General features: G+C 64.4%; 20 protein-coding genes. 7 read left to right on the top strand and 13 right to left on the bottom strand.

Annotation, left to right across the window (positions count from 1 at the left end; translation table 11 throughout):
- Nucleotide 1: 1 nt before the first annotated feature.
- Complete coding sequence (locus JV241A_RS14395) at nt 2-898, bottom strand: LysR family transcriptional regulator (protein ID WP_115087243.1); 897 nt, start codon at nt 896-898, stop codon at nt 2-4.
- 137 nt (nt 899-1,035) lie between these two features.
- Between JV241A_RS14395 and JV241A_RS14390 the strand changes: the two genes are divergently transcribed.
- From JV241A_RS14390 to JV241A_RS14380, 3 genes are all read left to right on the top strand, one after another.
- Entirely contained in the window at nt 1,036-1,734 is a 699-nt protein-coding gene (locus JV241A_RS14390) for a CoA transferase subunit A (RefSeq protein ID WP_115087242.1), read from the top strand.
- Nucleotides 1,735-1,766: 32 nt separating this feature from the next.
- Nucleotides 1,767-2,423: a CoA transferase subunit B gene (locus JV241A_RS14385; RefSeq protein ID WP_115087241.1), complete on the top strand. Its 657-nt coding sequence runs from the start codon at nt 1,767-1,769 to the stop codon at nt 2,421-2,423.
- A 120-nt stretch (nt 2,424-2,543) separates the two neighbouring features.
- A complete protein-coding gene (locus JV241A_RS14380; RefSeq protein WP_134063190.1) occupies nt 2,544-3,974 on the top strand; it encodes a TIGR00366 family protein in 1,431 nt (476 codons plus the stop codon).
- A gap of 47 nt (nt 3,975-4,021) precedes the next feature.
- On the opposite strand, the gene JV241A_RS14375 is transcribed toward JV241A_RS14380, so the two are convergent.
- The 3 genes from JV241A_RS14375 to dkgB form a co-directional block, all read right to left on the bottom strand.
- Complete coding sequence (locus JV241A_RS14375) at nt 4,022-4,459, bottom strand: carboxymuconolactone decarboxylase family protein (RefSeq protein ID WP_115087239.1); 438 nt, start codon at nt 4,457-4,459, stop codon at nt 4,022-4,024.
- A gap of 102 nt (nt 4,460-4,561) precedes the next feature.
- On the bottom strand, nt 4,562-5,992 hold the full coding sequence (locus tag JV241A_RS14370) for a PLP-dependent aminotransferase family protein (protein ID WP_134063188.1): 1,431 nt from the start codon (nt 5,990-5,992) through the stop codon (nt 4,562-4,564).
- Nucleotides 5,993-6,134: 142 nt separating this feature from the next.
- Nucleotides 6,135-6,938 (bottom strand): 2,5-didehydrogluconate reductase DkgB, encoded by an 804-nt coding sequence (gene dkgB, locus JV241A_RS14365; RefSeq protein ID WP_134063187.1) that lies wholly within the window; start codon nt 6,936-6,938, stop codon nt 6,135-6,137.
- A gap of 159 nt (nt 6,939-7,097) precedes the next feature.
- On the opposite strand from dkgB, the gene JV241A_RS14360 reads away from it, so the two are divergent.
- Nucleotides 7,098-7,718, top strand: a complete 621-nt coding sequence (locus JV241A_RS14360) for a TetR/AcrR family transcriptional regulator (protein WP_115087236.1) — start codon at nt 7,098-7,100, stop codon at nt 7,716-7,718.
- 89 nt (nt 7,719-7,807) lie between these two features.
- Here JV241A_RS14360 and JV241A_RS14355 read toward each other — a convergent pair whose 3' ends face one another.
- The 5 genes from JV241A_RS14355 to JV241A_RS14335 form a co-directional block, all read right to left on the bottom strand.
- Complete coding sequence (locus tag JV241A_RS14355) at nt 7,808-9,094, bottom strand: hypothetical protein (protein WP_115087235.1); 1,287 nt, start codon at nt 9,092-9,094, stop codon at nt 7,808-7,810.
- Nucleotides 9,091-10,824 (bottom strand): hypothetical protein, encoded by a 1,734-nt coding sequence (locus JV241A_RS14350; RefSeq protein ID WP_115087234.1) that lies wholly within the window; start codon nt 10,822-10,824, stop codon nt 9,091-9,093. The genes JV241A_RS14355 and JV241A_RS14350 overlap by 4 nt, the downstream gene beginning before the upstream one ends.
- 44 nt (nt 10,825-10,868) lie before the next feature.
- Nucleotides 10,869-11,690 carry a WG repeat-containing protein gene (locus JV241A_RS14345; protein WP_166675702.1) on the bottom strand — a complete coding sequence of 274 codons (822 nt, stop codon included), beginning with the start codon at nt 11,688-11,690 and terminating at the stop codon, nt 10,869-10,871.
- A gap of 77 nt (nt 11,691-11,767) precedes the next feature.
- The gene (locus JV241A_RS14340) at nt 11,768-12,247 is read right to left on the bottom strand and encodes a GNAT family N-acetyltransferase (RefSeq protein WP_038995679.1); all 480 of its coding nucleotides are present in this window, start codon (nt 12,245-12,247) and stop codon (nt 11,768-11,770) included.
- Nucleotides 12,248-12,281: 34 nt separating this feature from the next.
- Nucleotides 12,282-13,493 carry a multidrug effflux MFS transporter gene (locus JV241A_RS14335; protein ID WP_134063184.1) on the bottom strand — a complete coding sequence of 404 codons (1,212 nt, stop codon included), beginning with the start codon at nt 13,491-13,493 and terminating at the stop codon, nt 12,282-12,284.
- 90 nt (nt 13,494-13,583) lie between these two features.
- On the opposite strand from JV241A_RS14335, the gene JV241A_RS14330 reads away from it, so the two are divergent.
- On the top strand, nt 13,584-15,038 hold the full coding sequence (locus JV241A_RS14330; protein ID WP_134063182.1) for a PLP-dependent aminotransferase family protein: 1,455 nt from the start codon (nt 13,584-13,586) through the stop codon (nt 15,036-15,038).
- 64 nt (nt 15,039-15,102) lie between these two features.
- Nucleotides 15,103-15,867, top strand: a complete 765-nt coding sequence (tam, locus tag JV241A_RS14325) for a trans-aconitate 2-methyltransferase (protein WP_134063180.1) — start codon at nt 15,103-15,105, stop codon at nt 15,865-15,867.
- Here the strand turns inward: tam and JV241A_RS14320 are convergent.
- Nucleotides 15,864-16,247, bottom strand: coding sequence for a DUF2784 domain-containing protein (locus JV241A_RS14320; RefSeq protein WP_010221808.1), 384 nt, complete (start codon nt 16,245-16,247; stop codon nt 15,864-15,866). The two genes, tam and JV241A_RS14320, sit on opposite strands and share 4 nt — an antisense overlap.
- Nucleotides 16,248-16,371: 124 nt before the next feature.
- Here JV241A_RS14320 and JV241A_RS14315 point away from each other — a divergent pair, with 124 nt between their 5' ends.
- Nucleotides 16,372-17,001, top strand: a complete 630-nt coding sequence (locus JV241A_RS14315; RefSeq protein ID WP_115087229.1) for a LysE family translocator — start codon at nt 16,372-16,374, stop codon at nt 16,999-17,001.
- Nucleotides 17,002-17,057: 56 nt separating this feature from the next.
- On the opposite strand, the gene preA is transcribed toward JV241A_RS14315, so the two are convergent.
- The 3 genes from preA to hydA all read right to left on the bottom strand — a co-directional run bounded on the left by preA (nt 17,058) and on the right by hydA (nt 21,261).
- Nucleotides 17,058-18,332 carry an NAD-dependent dihydropyrimidine dehydrogenase subunit PreA gene (preA, locus tag JV241A_RS14310; RefSeq protein ID WP_134063178.1) on the bottom strand — a complete coding sequence of 425 codons (1,275 nt, stop codon included), beginning with the start codon at nt 18,330-18,332 and terminating at the stop codon, nt 17,058-17,060.
- Nucleotides 18,333-19,700: an NAD(P)-dependent oxidoreductase gene (locus tag JV241A_RS14305; protein ID WP_134063177.1), complete on the bottom strand. Its 1,368-nt coding sequence runs from the start codon at nt 19,698-19,700 to the stop codon at nt 18,333-18,335. It abuts the gene before it with no gap.
- A gap of 115 nt (nt 19,701-19,815) precedes the next feature.
- Nucleotides 19,816-21,261, bottom strand: a complete 1,446-nt coding sequence (hydA, locus tag JV241A_RS14300) for a dihydropyrimidinase (RefSeq protein WP_134063175.1) — start codon at nt 21,259-21,261, stop codon at nt 19,816-19,818.
- Nucleotides 21,262-21,552 lie beyond the last annotated feature (291 nt).

Raw genomic sequence — 21,552 nt, 5'->3', positions numbered from 1 at the left:
CTCAGCCTGGCGGATTGCCGGCGGTGCACTCCAGCAGAACGTCCAGCAGCGCCTGGGCCGCTGCCGAGAGTTTATGGTCGGCCAGCAGGGTCACGCCAATACGCCGTTCTATACTCGGCTCCACCAGCGGCACGCAACGCGCGCCCAGCTCCTGCATCTGGCCGATGCACAGCGCCGGCACGGCACTGACGCCCAGGCCATTGGCAACCATGCGGCCGATGGTCGACAACTGATGGCTTTCAAAGGCCACCGCCAGCTTGCCGTGTTCGGCGGCCAGGTGCTGCTCCAGCAGCAGGCGCACTGCCGAGGGGCGTTGCAGGGCGATGAAGTCTTCGGCCAGCAGTTCGCGCCAGCTCACCTGCGGCTGTTGCGCCAGCGGTGAATCGGCCGGCACCACGGCGACGAAGCGGTCCAGGTACAGCGGCCTGAAACACAGTGGCTCGCTGGCTTCGGGTTCGAAGCCGATGCCCAGTTCGACGCGCCGGTGGCGGACCAGTTCCAGCACCTGTTCGTTGATGACGTCGTGCACGGTGACGTTGACCCGCGGGTAGCGCTGGCGAAACACCTTCAGCGCCGCCGGCAGCAGGTTACCGGCAAAGGCCGGCATGGCGGCGATCGATACTCGCCCAAGCTGCAGGGTAAAGCGCTGGCGCAGCAGTTCTTCGGTGTTGTCCCAGTCGGCCAGCAGTTGCCGGGCCAGCGGCAGCAGCACTTCGCCCTCCGGGGTCAGGCTGACGCTGCGGGTGGTGCGGCTGAGCAGGGCGCCGCCGAGGTTGTCCTCCAGGGCCTTGATGGTCAGGCTCAGGGCCGGCTGCGACAGGTGCAGTTGTTCGCCCGCCTGGGCAAAGCTCTGGTACTTGGCGACGGTGACGAAGGCGCGCAGCTGTTTGACGTTCATTTGGCTAGACTATTCTTTTGAAAAATTAATAAATCGATCATAAAAACAAAATTAACAAATAAGTGCTCAGGGGTGAAGATGGTTCAAACGCTCGCCGACACCCCTGTCGGATCAACAACTACAAAAGGCGGATCAGCATGGCCGGACTGGACAAGCGCGTAGCAACCTATGAACAGGCTCTTGAAGGCCTGACCGACAACATGACGGTACTGGCCGGTGGTTTCGGCCTGTGCGGCATCCCGGAAAACCTCATCGCCGAAATCAAGCGCCGTGGCGTCAGGGGCCTGACCGTGGTGTCCAACAACTGCGGCGTCGACGGCTTTGGCCTGGGCGTGCTGCTCGAAGACCACCAGATCCGCAAGATGGTCGCCTCCTACGTGGGCGAGAACGCCGAATTCGAGCGTCAGTTGCTCAGCGGCGAGCTGGAAGTGGAGCTCACCCCGCAAGGCACCCTGGCCGAGAAGATGCGCGCCGGCGGCGCCGGTATCCCGGCCTTCTTCACCGCCACCGGCTACGGCACCCCGGTAGCCGAGGGCAAGGAAGTGCGCGAGTTCAACGGCCGCAAGTACATCCTCGAAGAAGCCATCACCGGCGACTTCGCCATCGTCAAGGGCTGGAAGGCCGACCACTACGGCAACGTGGTGTACCGCAACACCGCGCAGAACTTCAACCCGCTGGCCGCCACTGCCGGCAAGATCACCGTGGTCGAGGTCGAAGAGATCGTCGAGCCGGGCGTGCTGCTGCCGAGCGAAATCCATACCCCGGGCATCTATGTCGACCGGGTCATCGTCGGCACGTTCGAGAAGCGTATCGAAAAACGCACCGTCAAAGCCTGACCTGACCCCAGAACAACAAAGAGATCCTGACCATGGCACTTACCCGCGAACAAATGGCCCAACGTGTAGCCCGCGAACTCAAGGACGGCTACTACGTCAACCTCGGCATCGGCATCCCGACCCTGGTGGCCAACTACGTCCCGGCCGATATGGACGTGATGCTGCAATCGGAAAACGGCCTGCTGGGCATGGGCGAATTCCCCACCGAAGGGCAACTGGACGCCGACATGATCAACGCCGGCAAACAGACCGTGACCGCCCGCACCGGTGCCTCGATCTTCAACTCGGCCGAGTCCTTCGCCATGATCCGCGGCGGTCATGTCGACCTCACCGTGCTGGGCGCCTTTGAAGTGGACGTGGAAGGCAACATCGCCTCCTGGATGATCCCCGGCAAGCTGGTCAAGGGCATGGGCGGGGCGATGGACCTGGTGGCCGGTGCCGAGAACATCATCGTCACCATGACCCACGCCTCCAAGGACGGCGAGTCCAAGCTGCTGCCGCGTTGCAGCCTGCCGCTGACCGGCGCCGGTTGTATCCGCAAGGTGCTGACCGACCTGGCCTATCTGGAAATCGAGAACGGCGCGTTCATCCTGCGCGAGACTGCGCCGGGGGTGACGGTTGAAGAGATCATCGAGAAGACCGCTGGCAAGCTGATTGTGGCGGATGATGTTAAAGAAATGACGTTTTAAATCGTCCTTTCGGGCCCCATCGCGGGGCAAGCCCGCTCCTACAGGTATTTGTGGGAGCGGGCTTGCCCCGCGATGGGGCTTTTGGCTGTTCCAGAAAAATAACGATAAAAGGAAAATCCCGTGGCCGCTGATATTCAAGACAGCCGCTCCGCCCGTTTCGCCCTGCGTTGCTCGAACTGGGCCGAACGCTGGTTCCCCGATTCCTGGGTGTTCGCTGCCCTGGCCGTGGTGCTGGTATCGGTTGCCGCCCTGGCCATGGGCGGCAAACCCGCCGACACCGCCAAGGCCTTCGGTGACGGCTTCTGGAGCCTGATCCCGTTCACCATGCAGATGGCCTTCGTGGTTATTGGCGGTTATGTGGTGGCCAGCTCGCCACCCGCGGTCAAGCTCATCGACCGCCTGGCGCGAATCCCCAGCAATGGCCGCTCGGCGGTATGCTGGGTAGCGCTGATCTCGATGGTCGCCTCGTTGCTCAACTGGGGTCTGTCGCTGGTGTTCGGTGGTCTGCTGGTCCGCGCCCTGGCGCGCCGCACCGACCTGAAGATGGACTACCGTGCCGCCGGTGCCGCCGCCTATCTGGGCCTGGGCGCCGTTTGGGCCCTGGGCCTGTCATCCTCGGCCGCGCAACTGCAGGCCAACCCGGCCAGCCTGCCGCCGTCGATCCTGGCAATCACCGGGGTGATCCCGTTCACCGAGACCATCTTCCTCTGGCAGTCGGGGGTGATGCTCGCCGCGCTGGTGGTGGTTTCGCTGGTCGTGGCCTACGCCACCGCGCCCGGCCCGAATAGCGCCCGCAGCGCCGAAGCCTGCGGTGTCGACCCGAGCTTCTCGGCACCGCCGACGCCCCAGCGGACCCGCCCGGGCGAGTGGCTGGAGTACAGCCCGATCCTGATCCTGTTGCTGGTGGCGCTGGCGGCCGGCTGGCTGTACAACGAGTTCTCGACCAAGCCTGCGATCACCGCGATTTCCGGGCTGAACACCTACAACCTGCTGTTCATCATGGCCGGGGCCTTGCTGCACTGGCGACCGCGCAGCTTCCTCGATGCGGTGGCCCGTGCGGTGCCGACCACCACCGGGGTGCTGATCCAGTTTCCGCTGTACGGTTCGATCGCGGCGATCCTGACCCAGGTCCAGGGCGCCGATGCGCAGAGCCTGGCGCACCACATCTCGACCTTCTTCGTGCAGATCGCCACCCACGACACCTATGCCTTGCTGATGGGCGTGTACTCGGCGGTGCTGGGTTTCTTCATCCCCTCGGGTGGCGGCAAGTGGATCATCGAAGCGCCCTACGTGATGCTGGTGGCCAATGACCTGCAGTATCACCTGGGCTGGGCGGTGCAGATCTACAACGCCGCCGAAGCGCTGCCGAACCTGATCAACCCGTTCTACATGCTGCCGCTGCTGGGTGTGCTGGGGCTCAAGGCGCGCGACCTGATCGGCTTCTCGTTCGTGCAGTTGCTGGTGCACGTGCCGCTGGTGCTGTTCCTGCTGTGGATCCTCGGCACCACCTTGCAGTACACACCGCCGGTGATGCCAACACCTGCGGGCTGATTGAAACACTGCAAGGCCCGCTCCCACAGTCTGTGTCCAAACACAGATCAGCTTGGGATCATTGCAAAGCCGACGCCAAAGCGGTTCCAGGCGTTGATGGTGGCGATGGCCAGGGTCAGGTTGACCACTTCGGCTTCGCTGAAGTGCTCGAGCAGGGTGCGGTACTGGTGCTCGGGGGCGCGCTGGTCGGGCAGGCGGGTCAGGCTTTCGACCCAGGCCAACGCTGCACGCTCGCGCGGGGTGAAGAATTCGGTCTCGCCCCAGACGCTCAAGGTCTGCAGGCGCGCTTCGCTTTCGCCGCTCTTGCGTGCATCGTTGGCGTGCAAGTTGACGCAATAAGCGCAACCGTTGATCTGCGAGGCACGCAGGCGTACCAGTTCCAGCAGCGAGTTCTCCAGCCCGGATTTGCCCAGGGCCATTTCCAGGCCGATCATGGCCTTGTAGGCCTCAGGTGAGTGTTTGGCCCATTCGATACGGTTGCTCATGTGTGCTCTCCATCAAGGTCTGCGGTAGGCGGCAATAGCGCTACCTTACCGCCAGGCCGGGCGAGCCCGAATAGCCAATTTTGTTCTTTGTCAGGAGGCCAATCAACCCATGGCCTGGAGGGTGTCGCGCAGCCGGTCCAGGGCCGGGTCGATGTCCAGCAGTTCGATGGCGCCAAAGCCCAGCAGCAGGCCCTGGCGCACCGGCACCCGGGCATGGAAGGGGGCCAATGAATAGAGGCCGACCTCGACCTTGCGCGCCATGCTGATCAGGAACTCGACGTCCAGGTTACCCCGGGCCAGGGCACTCATGTGGTAACCGGCAGTGGCCGGCACGACCTCGAACCACGGCGCCAGGTCATCCTGCAGGCGCGCCAGGATCCGTTCGCGGCGCGCGGCGTAGACCTCGTGCACGCGGCGGATGTGCTTAAGCAGCGAGCCTTCGCCGATGAACTGCGCCAGGGCCCACTGGTTGAGGGTCGGGGTATGCCAGTCGGTCAGTTGCTTGGCAATGCAGATCGCTTCGCGCAGCGCTTCGGGGACGATGCAGTAACCCAGGCGCAGCTCCGGCAACAGGGTCTTGGAGAAGGTCCCGACATAGGCCACCAGGCCGTTGCGGTCGAGGCTTTGCAACGAGTCGGTGGGCCGGCCTTCGTAGCGGAATTCGCTGTCGTAGTCGTCCTCGATGATGATCGCGCCCAACTGTGCGGCGCGCGCGAGCAGGGCCTGCCGGCGCGCCGGGCTCATCGGCATGCCCAGCGGAAACTGGTGTGACGGGGTTACGTAGATCAGCCGCGTGCCTGGGGCGATCTGCTCCACACACATGCCTTCAGCGTCGACCGGCACGCACTGCAGTTCGGCGCCCTGGGCCAGGAACAACTGGCGCGCCGGGGTGTAGCCCGGGTCTTCCATGGCCACCTGGCAACCGGGTTCTATCAGCACCCGGGCGATCAGGTCCAGGGCTTGCTGGGCACCGTTGCACACCAGCACATCATTGCTGCTGCAGCGTACGCCGCGGGCGAAGGCGATATGCCGGGCAATCGCCTCGCGCAACTCCGGCAGGCCCTGATGGGCGCTGTAGCGGGCGCTGCTGTGGCGGATCTGGCGCAGGGCGTACTGGTTGCAGCGGCGCCAGTCATCGAAGGGGAACTGCACCTTGCTTGAGGCGCCGCCGATGAAATCGTAGCGCAAGGTCGGCAGTTTGAGGTCCGCCAGCGGGTTGGCGCGGGCCCGCCATTTGGCCAGGGTCGCGGCGCTGGCCAGGGGGATGGCCGCCGTCGGTGCCGGGGTACGGGTCGGGGAAGGGCTGATGAAGGTGCCTTTGCCGACCTGGCCGCTGAGCAGGTTGTCGTAGGTCAGGCGCGAATAGGCTTCGGCCACGGTCTTGCGCGACACCCCCAGTTGTTCGGCCAGCAGGCGGCTGGGTGGCAGTTGCGTGCCGGCGGCCAGGCGGCCGCTGTCGATGCCGTCGCGCAGCTGTTGGTAAAGCTGCTCGGCCAGGCCCTTGCGGCCTTGCAGGCTGATGTGGAGTTCCATGGTGAAGGTGCGTCCGCAGGCGTTGTCTGCCGTTCAGGTTACCTGATTCGGCGCCGTTGATCCCCTGGCGCAACGCCAACGCCTGTGGCCGGCAACACCGCCTGCAGTACCTGAACCTGGCCCAGGCCTGCACCGCCCGCGGTTAGTCCCAGGCCGGCGCCAGGCGCTTGGGGCTGGTCAGGCGCAGGCCGCTGTCGAGGGTGGCGATTCTGCCCATGTCTTCATTGCTCAGCTTGAGTTCACGGGCCTTGAGGTTGCTGGCCAGGTTCTCGCGCCGGGTCGAGGACGGGATCACCGCATAGCCCAGTTGCATGGCCCAGGCCAGAGTCACCTGTGCCGGGGTGGCGGCGTGTTGCGCGGCGATCTGCTGGATGACCGGATCCTCCAGGACCTTGCCGTAGCCCAGGGTCATGTACGAGGTCACGGCAACGCCTTGACTGTGCATGAAGTCCACCAGTTTGCGGTTCTGCAGGTACGGGTGCAGCTCGATCTGGTTGGTGGCGATGGCGTCTTTGCCGACCACCTCGATGGCCTGGCGCAGCAGGTCGATGGTGAAGTTGGACACGCCGATCTGCCGGGTCAGGCCCTGCTTTTGAGCTTCGGCCAGGGCGCCCATGAATTCGCTGACGGGCACTGCGCCCTGGGGCGATGGCCAGTGGATCAGGGTCAGGTCCAGGTAGTCGCTGCGCAGCTTGCTCAGGCTGTCCTTGAGGCTGGGGATCAGCTTGTCGGCGGCCAGGTTGTCCGTCCAGATCTTGCTGGTGACAAACAGCTCGTCACGGTCGATGCCGCTGGCGGCCACGGCCTGGCCGACTTCGGCTTCGTTACCGTAGATCTGCGCGGTGTCGATGGCGCGGTAACCGAGTTCCAGGGCGGTGGCCACCGAATCGATCACCACCTGGTCCTTGAGGCGGAAGGTGCCGAGGCCGAGGGCGGGAATAGTCATTAGCGGGTTCCTCCAGTGCGGACGTTGATAAACACGGCGTGCAGTATTGCGACTGTGCGGGCGCAGAAAAATGCCCGTGACGGCACAACCTTTTTGCTTGCAGCGCACGAATGCCCCGGCAGTGGTAGCCTTGCAGGGTCAGTCGCAACGGATTCGCCCATGGCCCAGCACAAGCTCAGCATTCGTCAACGCAACGTTGACAACATCCTTCTGGCGGCCGAAAAGGTCTTTGCCGAAAAAGGCTTCGCCGGCACGGCCATGGCCGACATCGCCGAGGCCGCGGAGCTGCCGCGCAGCAATGTGCACTATTACTTCAGCACCAAGGCCGAGCTGTACCAGGCGGTGCTGTTCGGCCTGCTCGATGTGTGGAAGCAGGATGCCTTGTGCTTCGAGCTGTATGACGATCCGCGCATTGTTTTGAGCAGCTACATCCGGGCCAAGATGAACCATTCGCGTACCCGGCCGCATGGCTCCAAGGTCTGGGCCAACGAAATCATCCATGGCGCACCGAACCTTGGCGCGGCGCTGGATGATCCGCTGTATGACTGGGCGAAGATGAAAGAGGCAAAGATCCGCCAGTGGATCGAGGACGGGCGGATTCTGCCGGTAGAGCCATCGGGCTTGCTGTACATGATCTGGGCTTCGACCCAGCACTATGCCGACTTCAGCCACCAGGTGGGGCTGCTCAATGATCACCAGCCATTGTCGGAGCTGCAGTTCGAGCGGGCGGTGCAGACGGTGACCAGTGTGATCCTCAGGGGTATCGGGTTGGAGCCCTGATCAAAAGCATCGCTGGCAAGCCAGCTCCCACAGGTACTGTGGATGCTGATCTTGTGGGAGCTGGCTTGCCAGCGATAGGGCCCTGACCGTCAGAAGCTGAACTCCAGCTCCTCATACAGTACTCCCGGCTCCAACCCGTCGGTACTGTGCAACTCACTCTCCTTGCCCAGCGCCTCCAGCAACGGCCGCCGCGGCACTTCGGTGCCCGCCCCGGGGTTGCCATGCTTGCCGGGCATGGTCGACAACACACTGGTCAAGCGCTGCGCCGTACCGGCCTTGCCGCGCTTGCGAAAGCCGCCCCACAGGCTTTTCGGCGTGGCATTGAGGCTGCCATGGTGACCGACCTTGTACAGGTCGACATCCGCCAGAAGCTCGCGAATTTCTGGGTGACTTAACGCGTAACTCCAGTTCTCGATCTGCGCATCGCCCGGGAACAGCAGTTTCTTGCCCGCCACCTCGAACAGCAGGATCAGGCTGGTGTTGTTCATTTGCTTGTCCAGCGCGGTGACGATCTGCAGCAACTGCTCGCCACGGGCTTCGCGCACCCGCCGGGCGATCCAGCGGGTGCTCATGGGCAGTTTGCTGCCCCGGGTCGCCGGGTAGTCGGCAAAAGGCCCCGGATCGTCGTTCGGCGAGTTGACCTGGGCATCGAGCAACTGCCGGTGCAGGTGCCAGAACTCGGCCGGGTCACGGCTGCGCTGCTTGCGAATCGAGGCGCTCTGCTCGACGGTGGGCGGGCCGAGGATATGCGTGCGCACGCCGGGCAACAGCTCGGCCAGGGCATCAGCGCTGCCGAAGAAGGCAAAGGCGTTGCGTTTGCCCATGCTCGCCAGGTTCTTCACGGCGCTGGCATTGGAGATGTTGTCTTCGCCGATAAAGCCCAGCCGACTGGCCAGGTCTTCGGACAGCCCGTGCCTGCCCTGGTCGAGCAGCGTGACCACGGCGCTGGCCAGGGCATTCATGCTCTTGAGGGTCTGGGCCATGCTGCGTGCGCCGCGCAGGCCGGGCTGCTCGGGTGCGCTGGCGTCTTCAGCCAGCTCCAACTGTTCGGTCCAGGGCTGCAGCACCAGTTCCGGCGCGAGGGTACGAATCACATCACCGCTGGCAGTACCGGCGCGGTTGGTGGCAAAGCCGCTGATGTGGTCGGCATGCCGGTGGGTCGCGACCACCGCATCGAGCTTGCCCGCGCACTTGGCCTTGATGTCTTCGGCAATGGCCAGCAGGCGCTGGCCCTGGGCGACGCCCTTGGGCATGCCCATGGAACCGAAGTCGATCAGTACATGGCGGCGCACCTCGCCGGGGTAGTTGAAACGCAGCAGGAAGCAGTCGCCAAAACCGACCTGGTAGGCATAGAGGGTCAGGCTGGTCGGGCTCATGCTTGCTCCTCGCGTAGCGGGCCCACCTGCCAGGCGCGTTGGCGGTGCAGCTGGGCCAAGGGGTTGCGCAGGTCCAGCTCGCTGCTGTCCAGGCCGGCCAGGTAGCTCAAGCGGCGCAGCTGCCACTGGCCGTCATTGAGCGGCCGCTGGACGTGGTACTTGATGCGCCCGTACTGATCGAAAATCAGCGTGCCGGCGCCGTAGACGGTGAGGGCGTCGGTGGTCTTGATCCAGGCCGGGCGCGGGCTGATGTTGCACACGCTCTTGAGCTCGGCGCCAAAAATGTTGGCCTTCATGATGTATTCGCACACGCTCTCGCGCAGCAGCAGGCCGTCGGTGCCCAGGCGGATGCTCGGGCGTACCGACACCACCTCGGTGTAGGCACGCTCGTCGATGCCCAGCACCGCACGGTTCTCCCAGAGAAAGCGGAATACCTCTTCGTCGTCGCGCAGCATCGAATCGAAATGGCTGTTGCGATATTGCACCTGGCCGTTGTCGGCAAAACCGTGCCAGCAGCCGTCAGCATCGGTGCGCGCTGCTGGCGGGACGATGCCGAAGGCCTCGAAAGTGGTGCGGATGATCAGCCGGTAGTCGTAGCGCGAATCGTCCGGCGCCACCTGGGCATCGACGGTGAGCAGGGCGGCCAGGTAGTCGCCGAATTCCAGGTCCAGCGGCGGGCAGTAGTCCAGGGCGCGGATGGCGATGGTCAGCAACTGGTCGGCGGCCTTGGCGCCTTCCTCGACCACTTCGCGCAGATTGTACAGGTTGTCGCCAAAATTACCCAGCTCGCCCAGGCGCGCCACCCACAGGGCGAGCATGCTGCGCAGCATGGCGGCGGCGAAGATTTCGCCGCGGTTGTGGGCTTCGGCAAACTGCTCGTCTCTCAGGTAGTCGGCCGAGGGCGGCAGCATCACCGAGCGGCGCAGGGCATTGGCGCGCAGGCCTTCGAGCTGCTGGCCGAACTCTTCGCCGATACCGAACAGCAGCGATTCGGCGAGGTTCTGCTGGCTCAGCTGGTCGCCATTGAGCAGTCGGCGGTCGCCCTGCACGGTCAGCTCGATGCGCCCGCCATTGGTCAGGGCGAACTCGATGATTTCACGCAGGGAGAACACCGACAGCAGCGCCACGACATCGGCAAAACCTTCATGGAAGGCCGCCTGATCGGGCCCGGAAGCGTTCATGAAACCGCCGCGCAAGCCGTCGAGAATCGCGTGGGTGGCCTCGTGGGCGACGATGTCGTGGGACAGGCAGGTGAACACGTGCTGGCCGTCCAGGCCCTTGAAATAGCCGAACATCAAGGCCCGGTCAGCCCGCGAGTAAAAGGCGTTGGCTTCGACGAAGGCGTGCGGCACCACGTGCAGCTGATGGCCGTCGAAGCCCCAGCCAACCCGGCGCCCCAGGGCCATCTCGAAGCGCGCCAGGGTGCGCATGACCACCGCGTACACGTGCTGGCAATGGAATGCCGGATTGCCCAGCAGCGCCTCGCCAGGCGGATCGAAAGGGTCGATCATGCAGCCGCTGGCGGCATCCTGCTGATAGGCGTGGGCGTGGTACAGCTGGTTGCGCGAGGCATCGAAGTCGACCACCTTCAGGCGGTAGCCGGTGGGGCCCAGGCCAAGGGTTTCCAGCGGCACGCTGACCCGGGCGAACAGCAACTCGCCGTGGGCATTACGCACCGCCGGGTCCTGGGCGAGGATGGTGAAGGTCTGGCTGTTGGCTTTCACGACCATGGGCAATGCTCCTGCGCACCAGGTTCAAATCGGCGGAACTGCTATCAGGGGAGCTTCAACGGCTCGTATTCCAAGGGTGTTTCATTGCCCTGGCGGTCGATCCGGTAATGCTTGCCATCGCGTTGGACGATGGCCTTGCCGTCACGAAAAAAACCGGGTCTGTCATAGATATAAGGCAGCACCACCTTGCCATTAAGGTCGATAAAGCCCCATTTACCTTCTTTTGCCGCGCTCAGCAGATTGTCGTTGATCAGCCGTCCGCCCCAGGTATTGTAGGCGAAGCCGTCGTATTCGAAAGGCAGCACCACTTTGCCGGATGTGTTCATCAGGCCGCTTTTTTTGCTGGCGCTGTCGTTCAGCAGCACATAGCCCTTCTCGGTAATGGGCCGCGAGCTGAAGCGCAGGGGGATCACCTGCTCGCCCTTGCGGTTGATCATGCCGAACAGGTTGCCTTTGGCGACTACCGTCAGGCCGTCCTTGGCTTCGTCGAAACCCTCTACCCAGTCATAGTCGAACGGCACCACGGTGCGGCCCCGGGTATCGATGTAGCCACACTCGGAATACGTCAGGCAGACGCCTGCCAGGCCATCGCTGAACGGCCCGGGGCGCTTGTAGAGGGTCGGGATGACCAACTGCCCCTTGCGGTCCATGTAGCCCCATTTGTTGTTGATGCGAACGGCTGCCATGCCTTCGTGGTAAACCGGTTGCAGCTCGATGGACGGCGCAACGATGACCTTGCCGCTGGGGTCTTTAAGGCCATACAGGCCATTTTCCTTAAAACTGACCGGGTCGGCGGGGGTGGCGCTGCAGGCTGCCAGGGCAGCACCCAGGCACAATGACGGGAGGGAGCGAAACAAAGCCTTCAATTCAGTGCATTCCTTGGCAAGGCGAGAGCAGGGCAAGGCGCGCACCTTAGCCGATTGCGCCGCCCTTGCCCAGCCACTCAACCGCGGGCGAAGGCCTCAAGACCGGCGCCTTCGAGGCGGTAGCGGACCCATTCATCCTGGGGCAGGGCACCCAGGGACTTGTAGAACTGGATGGCCGGCTCGTTCCAGTCCAGCACGCTCCATTCCAGGCGTCCGCAGCCGTTCTCGCAGGCTTCGATGGCGATATGGCGCAACAGCTGTTTACCGGCGCCGCCACCGCGTTGCTCGGGGGTGATGTACAGGTCTTCGAGGTAGATGCCGTTGCGCCCCAGCCAGGTCGAGTAGCTGTAGAAGTACACCGCATAACCGATGGCCTGGCCGTCGCGCTCGCAGATAAGGCTGAGGGCCTTGGCGCCGTCATCGAACAGGGTGCGCTCGATGTCGGCCTGGGAAGCGATCACCTCATGGACGGCGCGTTCGTAGTCAGCCAGTTCGGTAATGAAGGCAAGGATCTGGGCGGCGTCGTCGCGCCGGGCAGGGCGGATGGTCAGGCTCATGGCAGGCTTCCGGCAAGTGAGGTAATCGCCCATGTTAGCCGGAACTGGCCTTGAGGGTAATCGCTTCGCTGCGTAACAGCTTGAGCACCAGGGCAAAGGCCAGGCTGGCCAGCGCGGTCATGCCCGCCAAGGGGCCGGCACTGCCATCGGACAACTGGCCGATGACCAGGCTGCACAGGGCGGTGAAGGCCATCTGGATGAAGAAGAACAACCCCGAGGCGCTGCCGGCGATAGCCGCATAGGGTTGCAGCACCGCCCATTGGCAGGCCGGAATGGCCAGGCCCACCGAAAGCATGATCAGCAGCATCGGCAGGACGATCGCCAGCAATGCCTCGGGCCACAGGCGGGTGGCGAGCATCAGCAGCAGCGCGCCCCCCAGGTTGAGGAGTATGGCCTGGCCGAGCAAGGCATCGGCGCTGTGGCGCCCACTGCGCCGGCGAAACAGCTGCGAGCCGGCCAGGTAGCCGCCGACGGTGACGGCGAAGACTGCGGCGTACTGCAGCGAACTCAGGCCCAGGCGGCGTTGCAGCAGGGTCGAAGACTCGGCGATGAACGGGAAGTAGGTGCAATACACGCAGGCAATCGCCAGTGAATAACGCATGAAGTAGCCGTCGCCGAGCAGGCGCAGGTAAACCTTCAGCACCGGCTCGTGGCGCTGCCCGGCAGCGTGCAGCGGGCGGGTTTCCGGCAGGCGCAGGGCGATCAGCAGCAGGCTCAGGGCGGCGCTGAGGCTCAGCAGCAGGAAAATCCAGCGCCAGCCCAGGGTGGTTTCGATCAGGCTGCCGAGCAGTGGCGCGATCATCGGCGACAGCGCCATGCCCATGGACAGGTAACCGAGCAGGTGGCCCTGTTGCTGGCGGTCGAAGTGGTCACGCACCATCACCCGGCCGATGACTGCCCCGCAACAACCGCCCAGGGCCTGCAACAGGCGTGCGGCAATCATCACCTCGACACTGCTGGCCAGGCTGCAGGCCAGGCTCGCCACCAGGTAAATAGTGCCGCCGAGCAGCAACAACGGGCGGCGGCCAAAACGGTCGCACAGCGGGCCGCTGATCAGCATGCTCAGGGCGTAGCCGACCATGTACAGGGTCAGCGTCAATTGCAACTGGGCGTCGCTGGCGTGCAGGGCCATGGCGATGTCGGGCAGGGCGGGCAGGTAGATATCCAGGGCCACCCGCGGCAGGCAGACAATCATCAGCAGTAATAGCAGCCAGGTTCGTGGGCCGGGCGAGGGGGTGGTGCGCATGGAACATTTCCTTGTTGTCGGTGCGCAGACCTTAACGGCCAATGTGGTTTAATCGGCAGCGCCATTAAGAGCAAATTTGATTGGACCACTATGCGCACAGGCAAAGCCGCCATCGCCCTCGATCTACCGCTGCCACCGGCATTGGCCCAGGGCAAACAGCAAGGCGCTTATGCCGCCTTGCGCGATGCGATACTCGACAAGCGCCTGCCAGCCGGCACCCGCCTGCCCTCGACGCGAACCCTGGCCGAGCGCTGGCAGTTGTCGCGCGGTACCCTGGAGCTGGTGTTCGAGCGCTTGCGCGATGAAGGCTATGTCAGCCGGGTGGCCGGCTCCGGTACGCGGGTCTGCGCGGTCGTTCCTGACCTGTTCATCGCTGCCGGCAGCGGCCCGCCACTGGCACTGGCGCAGCAGCCGCTCAGCGAGCCGGCAGCCTCGAGCCTTACCGGTGTGCAGGTGGGGGTGCCGTTTGTCGCGCGCCTGGCCGACCCGGCACTGTTCCCGGTCAAGGCCTGGTCCCAGGCCCTGGGCAAGGCCCTGGCCAGCGCACCGACCGCCTTGCTCAGTTCGCCAGACCCGGCCGGCCTGCCGGCCCTGCGCGAACGGATTGCCAACTACCTGCGCAGCTATCGCGGCATACGCTGCAATGCCCAGGACCTGATCGTCACCAGCGGCATTCGCCAGTGCATCGACCTCGTGGCGCGCAGCGTGATCTGCCCAGGCGACAAGGCCTGCGTCGAAGACCCCGGCTACCGCACCGCCAGGTCGTTGTTCGAGCGGGCCGGGGCGCAGGTGGTCGCGGTGCCGGTGACGGCCGAGGGTATCGATGACCAGCTGCTCGAGCGCCACCTTGATGCCCGCCTGGCCTGCGTGACCCCCGCGCACCAGTCACCGCTGGGCGTGACCCTGTCGGTGTCGCGACGGCTGATGTTGCTGGACTGGGCCAATCGTGCCGATGCCTGGATCGTCGAAGACGACTACGACAGCGAGTTCAACTACAACAATGCGCCGCTGCCGGCGCTCAAGGCCCTGGATCAAAGCGACCGGGTGATCTACTGCGGCAGCTTCAACAAGACCCTGTTCGCCGGCCTGCGCGTGGGCTTCATGCTAGTGCCGGCCAGCCTGCGCGAGCCGTTGCTGGCCACCCTGCAGGGCACCGGTGGCGCAGTCGGGGTCACCGAGCAACTGGGCCTGGCCGAGTACATGGCCAATGGCAGCTTCGTGCGCTACCTGAGGCAGGCGCGCCAGGCCTATCAGCAGCGCCGTGATTTGCTGCTTGAGTGCCTGGCCGAGCAGGCTCCGGGCTGCTTTGCAGTGACCGGGCAGCAAGCCGGTTTGCACTTTGTCCTGTGGTTGCCAGAGGGGACGGATGAGCAGGACTTTTGCCAGCGCGCGGGCAGTCAAGGCTTGCAGCTACAGCCGATCGGCAACTTCTGCCAGCAGGTGCAACTGCCGCCTGCGGTGATGATCGGCTTCACCGCCCTGACAGCGGCGCAGCTGCGTTTTGCCGGGCGCAAGCTGGCGGCGCTGCTGCGTGAGGTTTCCTAATCGGCGGGTAACCGGCATGCTAGGGCCACGCTCGAATTCCCAAGGCCACTAAAGGAAACCTGCGATGACCTGGTCAGCCGCGCAGTACAGCACCTTCGAGAACGAACGCACGCGCCCGGTGCGCGACCTGGTGGCGGCGCTGCCCAACCAGACGGTGGCCAGCGCTGTCGACCTTGGCTGCGGCCCGGGCAACTCCACGCAAGTGCTTGCCAGCCGTTACCCCGAGGCGCAGGTCACCGGCCTGGACAGCTCTGCAGACATGATCGCCGCCGCCCGCCAGCGCTTGCCGCAGCTGGCGTTCGAAGTGGGTGATATCGGCAGCTGGAGCGCCGAACAGGGCGTCGATGTGATCCTCGCCAACGCCTCCCTGCAGTGGTTGTCCGACCATGCCCAGCTGTACCCGCACCTGGTGCGCCAGCTGGTGGCCGGTGGCAGCCTGGCCATCCAGACCCCGGACAACCTCGATGAGCCGGCCCACCGGCAGATTCGCGAGATCGCCAGGCTGGGTAGCTGGGCCGGCAAGGTCGGTGACCTGCAACTGCCGCCACGGCACACCGCCGCCTACTACTACGATGTGCTCAGCCCCCATTGCCAGCGCGTGGACGTGTGGCGCACCACTTACTACCACCCGCTGGCGGGCGGTGCGCCGGCGGTGGTGGAGTGGTTCAAGGGGTCGGCGCTGCGGCCGTATCTGGCGGCGCTGGATGCGCAGGAGCAGGCAGACTTTCTACAGTACTACCTGCAGGCCATGGAGCAGGCTTATCCGCCTGCGGCTGATGGCACGGTGTTGTTGCCGTTTCCGCGCCTGTTTATCGTCGCCACACGCTAGGCAATGCGCTGCTGGCGCCGCGCTTGCCATTGGCGCAGGACGCGCAGGTAGACCAGGCCGTTGACCAGCACCACCACCGAGCCGAGTACCAGCTGGATACCCGGCGTCAGCCCGGCCGGGTAGATGATCGGCCAGATGTAATGCTCGATGAAACCGCCTTCGTAACCGGCCAGGCCCGAGGCCTGGCGCAGGCGGTTTTCCCATTCGGTGAGCGGGCAGGTGAGGTGAAAGAACTCCACGGCGGTCCCCCAGCACACCGCCGGTAAGTGCCACCACATCGCACCGCGCCATTTGAGTACCAGCAAACCGCCAAACAGCACGAACAGGATGAACAACAGGTGAAACAGCACCAGACCATCGGCGCCCAGGCGGTACAGCATGACGATTCCTTCCTCGTGGATATGTTCCTCTAGCCACCATGATATAGGCATTCGCGGGATGGCACGATTGCCATGATCAGCCTGGCCGAGGCATGCTTGGGCCTTTCTGCCCGCGGAGCCCGCCATGCAAGCCTCGACCCTGCTGCTCTACGTTATCGCCGCCAGCGCGGTGATGATCACCCCCGGCCCGGCGATGCTCCTGGCCCTGAACAATGGCGCTTCCCACGGCATGCGCGTGGCCGGTTTCGGCATGGCCGGGGCGATGCTCTCCGACCTGCTGTTGATTGCGGCGGTGGGCTGCGGCCTGGGGGCGTTGCTGCAGGCTTCAGAGCAGCTGTTCAGCGTGGTCAAGTGGGTGGGCGCGGTGTACCTGCTGTACCTGGCCTGGGTGCTCTGGCGAGCGCCGAGCGGGGCCTTGCAACGTAGCACGGTGAGCGCTGGCGCCACGGGGCGTTCAGCCTTCTTGCGGGCCTTGTTCGTCGGCTTGTCCAACCCCAAGGGCTTGCTGTTCTTCTCGGCGTTCCTGCCGCAGTTCATTCGCCCCGAGCAACCGGTGGCCGAGCAGTACCTGGTGCTGGCGATCACCAGCGCGGCGATCGACGGGCTGATGATGGCCGTCTACGCCTATGGCGGGCGGCACGCCATGCGGCGCTTTTCGGCGCGCACCATGCAGTGGATCAACCGCAGTTGCGCCGGCATGCTGGCGGCGCTGGCGGTGGGCTTGAGCCTGTACCGGCGCAGTGACCTGCGCTGAGCGAATGCACGCGAGGGAGGATCAATGATCCTCCCTCGCTGTTTTTACCTTATGCCTCAGGACGCTTCGCGATAGGGGTTGCGCGGGTCATGCAGCCAGTCGAGGAACGGTTTGCCGGTGTCCTGCGGGACCATCTCGATGCAGTCCTGCACCGGGCAGGTGATCTGGCACAGGTTGCAGCCCACGCATTCGGCGTCGATCACCTCATAACGGTGGCTGCCGTCGGCCTGCTTGAGGTTGGCGATGGCCTGGTGCGAGGTGTCTTCGCAGGCGATGTGGCAGCGGCCGCAACTGATGCAGGCCGCCTGGTCGATCTTGGCTACCACCTGGTAGTTGATGTCCAGGTACTTCCAGTCGGTGGTGTGGCCCACCGCGCGGCCCTGGAACTCCTTGAGGCTGCGGTAGCCCTGGCTGTCCATCCAGCGCGAGAGGCCGTCTTTCATCTCGTCGACGATGCGAAATCCATGCAGCATCGCCGCCGTGCACACCTGCACCGCGCCGCAGCCCAGGGCGACGAATTCGGCGGCGTCACGCCAGCTGCCGATGCCACCGATGCCGCAGATCGGCAGGCCGTGAGTAGCCGGGTCGCGGGCGATTTCGGCGACCATGTTCAGGGCGATCGGTTTGACCGCCGAGCCGCAGTAGCCGCCGTGGGTGCTCATGTCGCCGACGATGGGATTGGCGACCATGCGCTCCAGGTCGACGCTGGTGATTGAGTTGATGGTGTTGATCAGCGACACCGCGTCGGCGCCGCCGCGATGGGCGGCGCGGGCCGACTGGCGGATATCGGTGATGTTCGGCGTCAGCTTGACGATCACCGGCAGCGAGCAGTACGTCTTGCACCAGCGGGTGACCTGCTCGACGTACTCCGGCACCTGGCCGACCGCTGCGCCCATGCCGCGCTCGGGCATGCCATGGGGGCAACCGAAGTTCAGTTCGATGCCGTCGGCGCCGGTGGCTTCGACCAGCGGCAGGATGGCTTTCCAGGATTCCTCGACGCAGGGCACCATCAGCGACACGATCAGTGCGCGGTCGGGCCAGTCCTTCTTCACCTGGGTGATTTCGCGCAGGTTGATTTCCAGCGAGCGGTCGGTGATCAGCTCGATGTTGTTGATGCCCATGACCTCGCGGTTGACCCCGTAGTGCGCCGAGTAGCGCGACGAGACGTTGACCGCGGCTGGGTCTTCGCCGAGGGTTTTCCAGACCACGCCACCCCAGCCGGCCTGATAGGCGCGGACCACGTTATAGGCCTTGTCGGTAGGCGGCGCGGAGGCCAGCCAGAACGGGTTGGGCGCCTTGATGCCGGCGAATTCGATCGACAGGTCAGCCATTTATGCAGCCTCCACATTGAGCATCAGGTGCGCATGCATGGCCTCGGCGGCCAGCTTGCCGTGCTGCACGGCCTGGACGGTGAGGTCCTGGCCGAGCTGGGTGCAGTCGCCGCCGGCATACACGCCGGGCAGGCTGGTACGCAGCTGCTCATCCACACGAATGCGTTCGCCATCGCGGGCAAGCTGTTGGCCGCTGCTGTCACTCAACGCGCTGTCATCGAAGGCCTGGCCGATGGCTTTGAAGATCGCATCGGCGGCCAGTTCGAAGGTTTCCCCGGTTGGCTGCAGGCGACCGTCACACATGTGCGTGCGGGCAAAACGCATGCCGCACACCCGGCCCTGGTCATCCAGCAATACTTCCTCAGGCTGGGCCCAGGTCAGCAGGCGCACCTGGTTCTCCTTGGCGATGTGTTGCTCGTGCTCGGTGGCGCCCATGTCCTCGACGCCACGGCGATACACCAGGTTGACGTCACGGGCACCGAGACGGGCCATTTGCACGGCCATATCGATGGCGGTGTTGCCGGCACCCAGGACGATGCAGCGGTCGGCGACGGGCAGGGTGGTGAGGTCATCGGCCTGGCGCAGTTCGCGGATGTACTCGGTGGCGGCGAGCATGCCTGGCGCGCCTTCACTGGCCAGGCCCAATTGGCGCACGGTGTTCAGGCCCAGGCCAAGGAACACCGCATCGAACTGCTGTTGCAGCTCGGCCAGGCTGAGGTTGTCGCCCAGCACCTGGCCGTGACGGATCTCGATGCCGCCGATCTGCAGGACGAAATCCACCTCGCGCTGGGCGAAATCGTCGACCAGCTTGTATTTGGCGATGCCGTACTCATTGAGGCCGCCGGCTTTTTCCCGGGCTTCGAAAATCACCACGTCATGGCCGTGCCAGGCCAGGCGGTGGGCGCAGGACAGCCCCGCCGGGCCGGCGCCGACCACGGCAATGCGCTTGCCGGTGCTGGCGGCGCGCTGGAACGGGTGCTGGGCAAAGTCGGCATGGTCCACCGCGTAGCGCTGCAACAGGCCGATCAGCACTGGTGCGCACTCCTGGTGATTGTTGCGCACGCAGGCCTGCTGGCAGAGGATCTCGGTGGGGCACACCCGCGCGCAACTGCCGCCGAGGATATTGGCCGAGAGAATTTTCTGCGCCGCGCCCTGGACGTTCTCCTGATGAATGTTGCGGATGAACGAGGGGATGTCGATTTCGCTGGGGCAGGCATTGACGCAGGGGGCGTCGTAGCAATACAGGCAGCGTGAGGCTTCGAGTACGGCCTGGCGGTCGGTGAGGGGAGGCGCCAGGTCGCTGAAGTGCTCGGCGAGGCTGGCGTGGTTCTGGTTCGGTCGGGGGAGGTGGTTGAGGGAATCGATCACGGTGGGTTCCTCTTTTTTTATTTTTTTTGGGGAAGGCTTTGCCTTCCATCGCTGGCAAGCCAGCTCCCACAGGTTCGGCGGTGTCTGTGGGAGCGGGCTTGCCCCGCGATGCTCTTCAGCGCTTAACGGCGACCGGCCGCGAATGCTCAGCCCGCTTGCTGAGCAGATCGAACACCGCCGGGTACGCCGGCCGCTCGATGTAGCGCCCGGCACCACGCTCGGCGCGCAGGTCGCCGTTGGCCCAGACCAGCTTGCCCTGGCTGATGGTGTGGCTGGGGATGCCACGCACGGTCTTGCCTTCGAAGATGTTGAAGTCGACCTGCTGATGGTGCGTGGCGGCCGAGATGGTCCGCGTGCCTTGCGGGTCCCAGAGCACCAGGTCGGCATCGGCGCCGACGCGCAAGGCGCCCTTGCGCGGGAACAGGTTGAAGATCTTCGCGGTGTTGGTCGAGGTCAGGGCGACGAAATCCTGCATCGACAATTTACCGCTGTTGACCCCTTCGTCCCAGAGCACCGCCATGCGGTCCTCGATGCCGGCGGTGCCGTTGGGGATGCGGCTGAAGTCGTCGCGACCGGCGGCTTTCTGCTCGGCGCAGAAGCAGCAGTGGTCGGTGGCGGTGGTGTGCAGGTTGCCCGACTGCAGACCGTGCCACAGTGCCTCTTGATGGCCGTCCTGGCGCGGACGGAACGGCGGGCTCATGACGTATCCGGCAGCGGTTTGCCAGTCAGGATGACGGTAGACACTGTCGTCCAGCAACAGGTGGCCGGCCAGTACTTCGCCGTAGACCTGCAGGCCCTTGTTGCGCGCGTAGGTGATCTCATCCAGGGCTTCGCGGGTCGAGACGTGCACCAGGTACAGCGGCGTGCCCAGGGTTTCGGCAATGCGAATGGCGCGGCTGGCGGCTTCACCTTCAACCTGCGAGGGGCGCGACAGGGGGTGCGCTTCCGGGCCGGTGATGCCCTGGGCCAGCAGCTTGCGCTGCAGGTGATAGACCAGTTCGCCGTTCTCGGCGTGCACGGTGGGTACCGCGCCCAGCTCCAGGCAGCGTTCGAAGCTGGCGACCAGGGTGTCGTCGGCGGCCATGATCGCGTTCTTGTAGGCCATGAAATGCTTGAAGCTGTTGACCCCGTGCAGGCGTACCAGCTCGCCCATCTCCTCGCGTACCTGCTCGCTCCACCAGGTGACGGCGACGTGAAAACCGTAGTCGCTGGCCGACTTCTCGGCCCAGCCACGCCACTGATGAAAGGCTTCGAGCAAGGACTGCTGCGGGTTGGGAATCACGAAGTCGATGATCGAGGTGGTACCGCCGGCCAGGCCTGCGGCGGTGCCGCTGTAGAAGTCCTCGCTGGCCACGGTGCCCATGAAAGGCAGCTGCATGTGGGTGTGCGGGTCGATGCCGCCGGGCATCAGGTACTGGCCGCTGCCGTCGATCACTTCACAACCGGCCGGGACCTCCAGGTCAGTACCGATGGCCTTGATCACGCCGTCGGCACACAACACATCGGCCCGGTAGCTTTCTTCATGGGTAATCAGGGTGGCGCCACGAATCATAAGCGTCATCAGATGCTCCTCGCAGGCTTGACCGGTTGTTACCGGTTCTAGGTTTTGTACTTTTTTCAGCGTAGGCGAAAACCTGTCATCGCTGTCAGGAATTGAATCTAGTCGGCGATTTCGGATAGGGCAAATATTTAATTTATAAGCTTATAACTTAGTTAACTATCTGATTAATAAGAATTTATAGGATTTGCCCAGGCTTGAGGAAAACGACCAGTGGTCCTGTCCGTCTTGACAGGTTGTGGAAATGGTCAAGATTTCTCATGGGCATCCGTGATTGCCCACATGCCAGTGCAA

The sequence above is a fragment of the Pseudomonas sp. JV241A genome (assembly GCF_900275665.1).
GTDB classification, from domain to species: domain Bacteria; phylum Pseudomonadota; class Gammaproteobacteria; order Pseudomonadales; family Pseudomonadaceae; genus Aquipseudomonas; species Aquipseudomonas wadenswilerensis.
This window is presented reverse-complemented; position numbering and strand designations above follow the sequence as displayed.

What these genes read in the sequence shown, in the direction of transcription:
- JV241A_RS14340 (WP_038995679.1), bottom strand. Translation starts at nt 12,247, where the DNA reads ATGAGCCTGACCATCCGCCCTGCCCGGCGCGACGACGCCGCCCAGATC.
- tam (WP_134063180.1), top strand. Translation starts at nt 15,103, where the DNA reads ATGACCTGGTCAGCCGCGCAGTACAGCACCTTCGAGAACGAACGCACG.
- JV241A_RS14355 (WP_115087235.1), bottom strand. Translation starts at nt 9,094, where the DNA reads ATGAGCCCGACCAGCCTGACCCTCTATGCCTACCAGGTCGGTTTTGGC.
- JV241A_RS14320 (WP_010221808.1), bottom strand. Translation starts at nt 16,247, where the DNA reads ATGCTGTACCGCCTGGGCGCCGATGGTCTGGTGCTGTTTCACCTGTTG.
- JV241A_RS14375 (WP_115087239.1), bottom strand. Translation starts at nt 4,459, where the DNA reads ATGAGCAACCGTATCGAATGGGCCAAACACTCACCTGAGGCCTACAAG.
- preA (WP_134063178.1), bottom strand. Translation starts at nt 18,332, where the DNA reads ATGGCTGACCTGTCGATCGAATTCGCCGGCATCAAGGCGCCCAACCCG.
- hydA (WP_134063175.1), bottom strand. Translation starts at nt 21,261, where the DNA reads ATGACGCTTATGATTCGTGGCGCCACCCTGATTACCCATGAAGAAAGC.
- JV241A_RS14370 (WP_134063188.1), bottom strand. Translation starts at nt 5,992, where the DNA reads ATGGAACTCCACATCAGCCTGCAAGGCCGCAAGGGCCTGGCCGAGCAG.
- JV241A_RS14395 (WP_115087243.1), bottom strand. Translation starts at nt 898, where the DNA reads ATGAACGTCAAACAGCTGCGCGCCTTCGTCACCGTCGCCAAGTACCAG.
- dkgB (WP_134063187.1), bottom strand. Translation starts at nt 6,938, where the DNA reads ATGACTATTCCCGCCCTCGGCCTCGGCACCTTCCGCCTCAAGGACCAG.
- JV241A_RS14390 (WP_115087242.1), top strand. Translation starts at nt 1,036, where the DNA reads ATGGCCGGACTGGACAAGCGCGTAGCAACCTATGAACAGGCTCTTGAA.
- JV241A_RS14330 (WP_134063182.1), top strand. Translation starts at nt 13,584, where the DNA reads ATGCGCACAGGCAAAGCCGCCATCGCCCTCGATCTACCGCTGCCACCG.
- JV241A_RS14335 (WP_134063184.1), bottom strand. Translation starts at nt 13,493, where the DNA reads ATGCGCACCACCCCCTCGCCCGGCCCACGAACCTGGCTGCTATTACTG.
- JV241A_RS14350 (WP_115087234.1), bottom strand. Translation starts at nt 10,824, where the DNA reads ATGGTCGTGAAAGCCAACAGCCAGACCTTCACCATCCTCGCCCAGGAC.
- JV241A_RS14315 (WP_115087229.1), top strand. Translation starts at nt 16,372, where the DNA reads ATGCAAGCCTCGACCCTGCTGCTCTACGTTATCGCCGCCAGCGCGGTG.
- JV241A_RS14385 (WP_115087241.1), top strand. Translation starts at nt 1,767, where the DNA reads ATGGCACTTACCCGCGAACAAATGGCCCAACGTGTAGCCCGCGAACTC.
- JV241A_RS14360 (WP_115087236.1), top strand. Translation starts at nt 7,098, where the DNA reads ATGGCCCAGCACAAGCTCAGCATTCGTCAACGCAACGTTGACAACATC.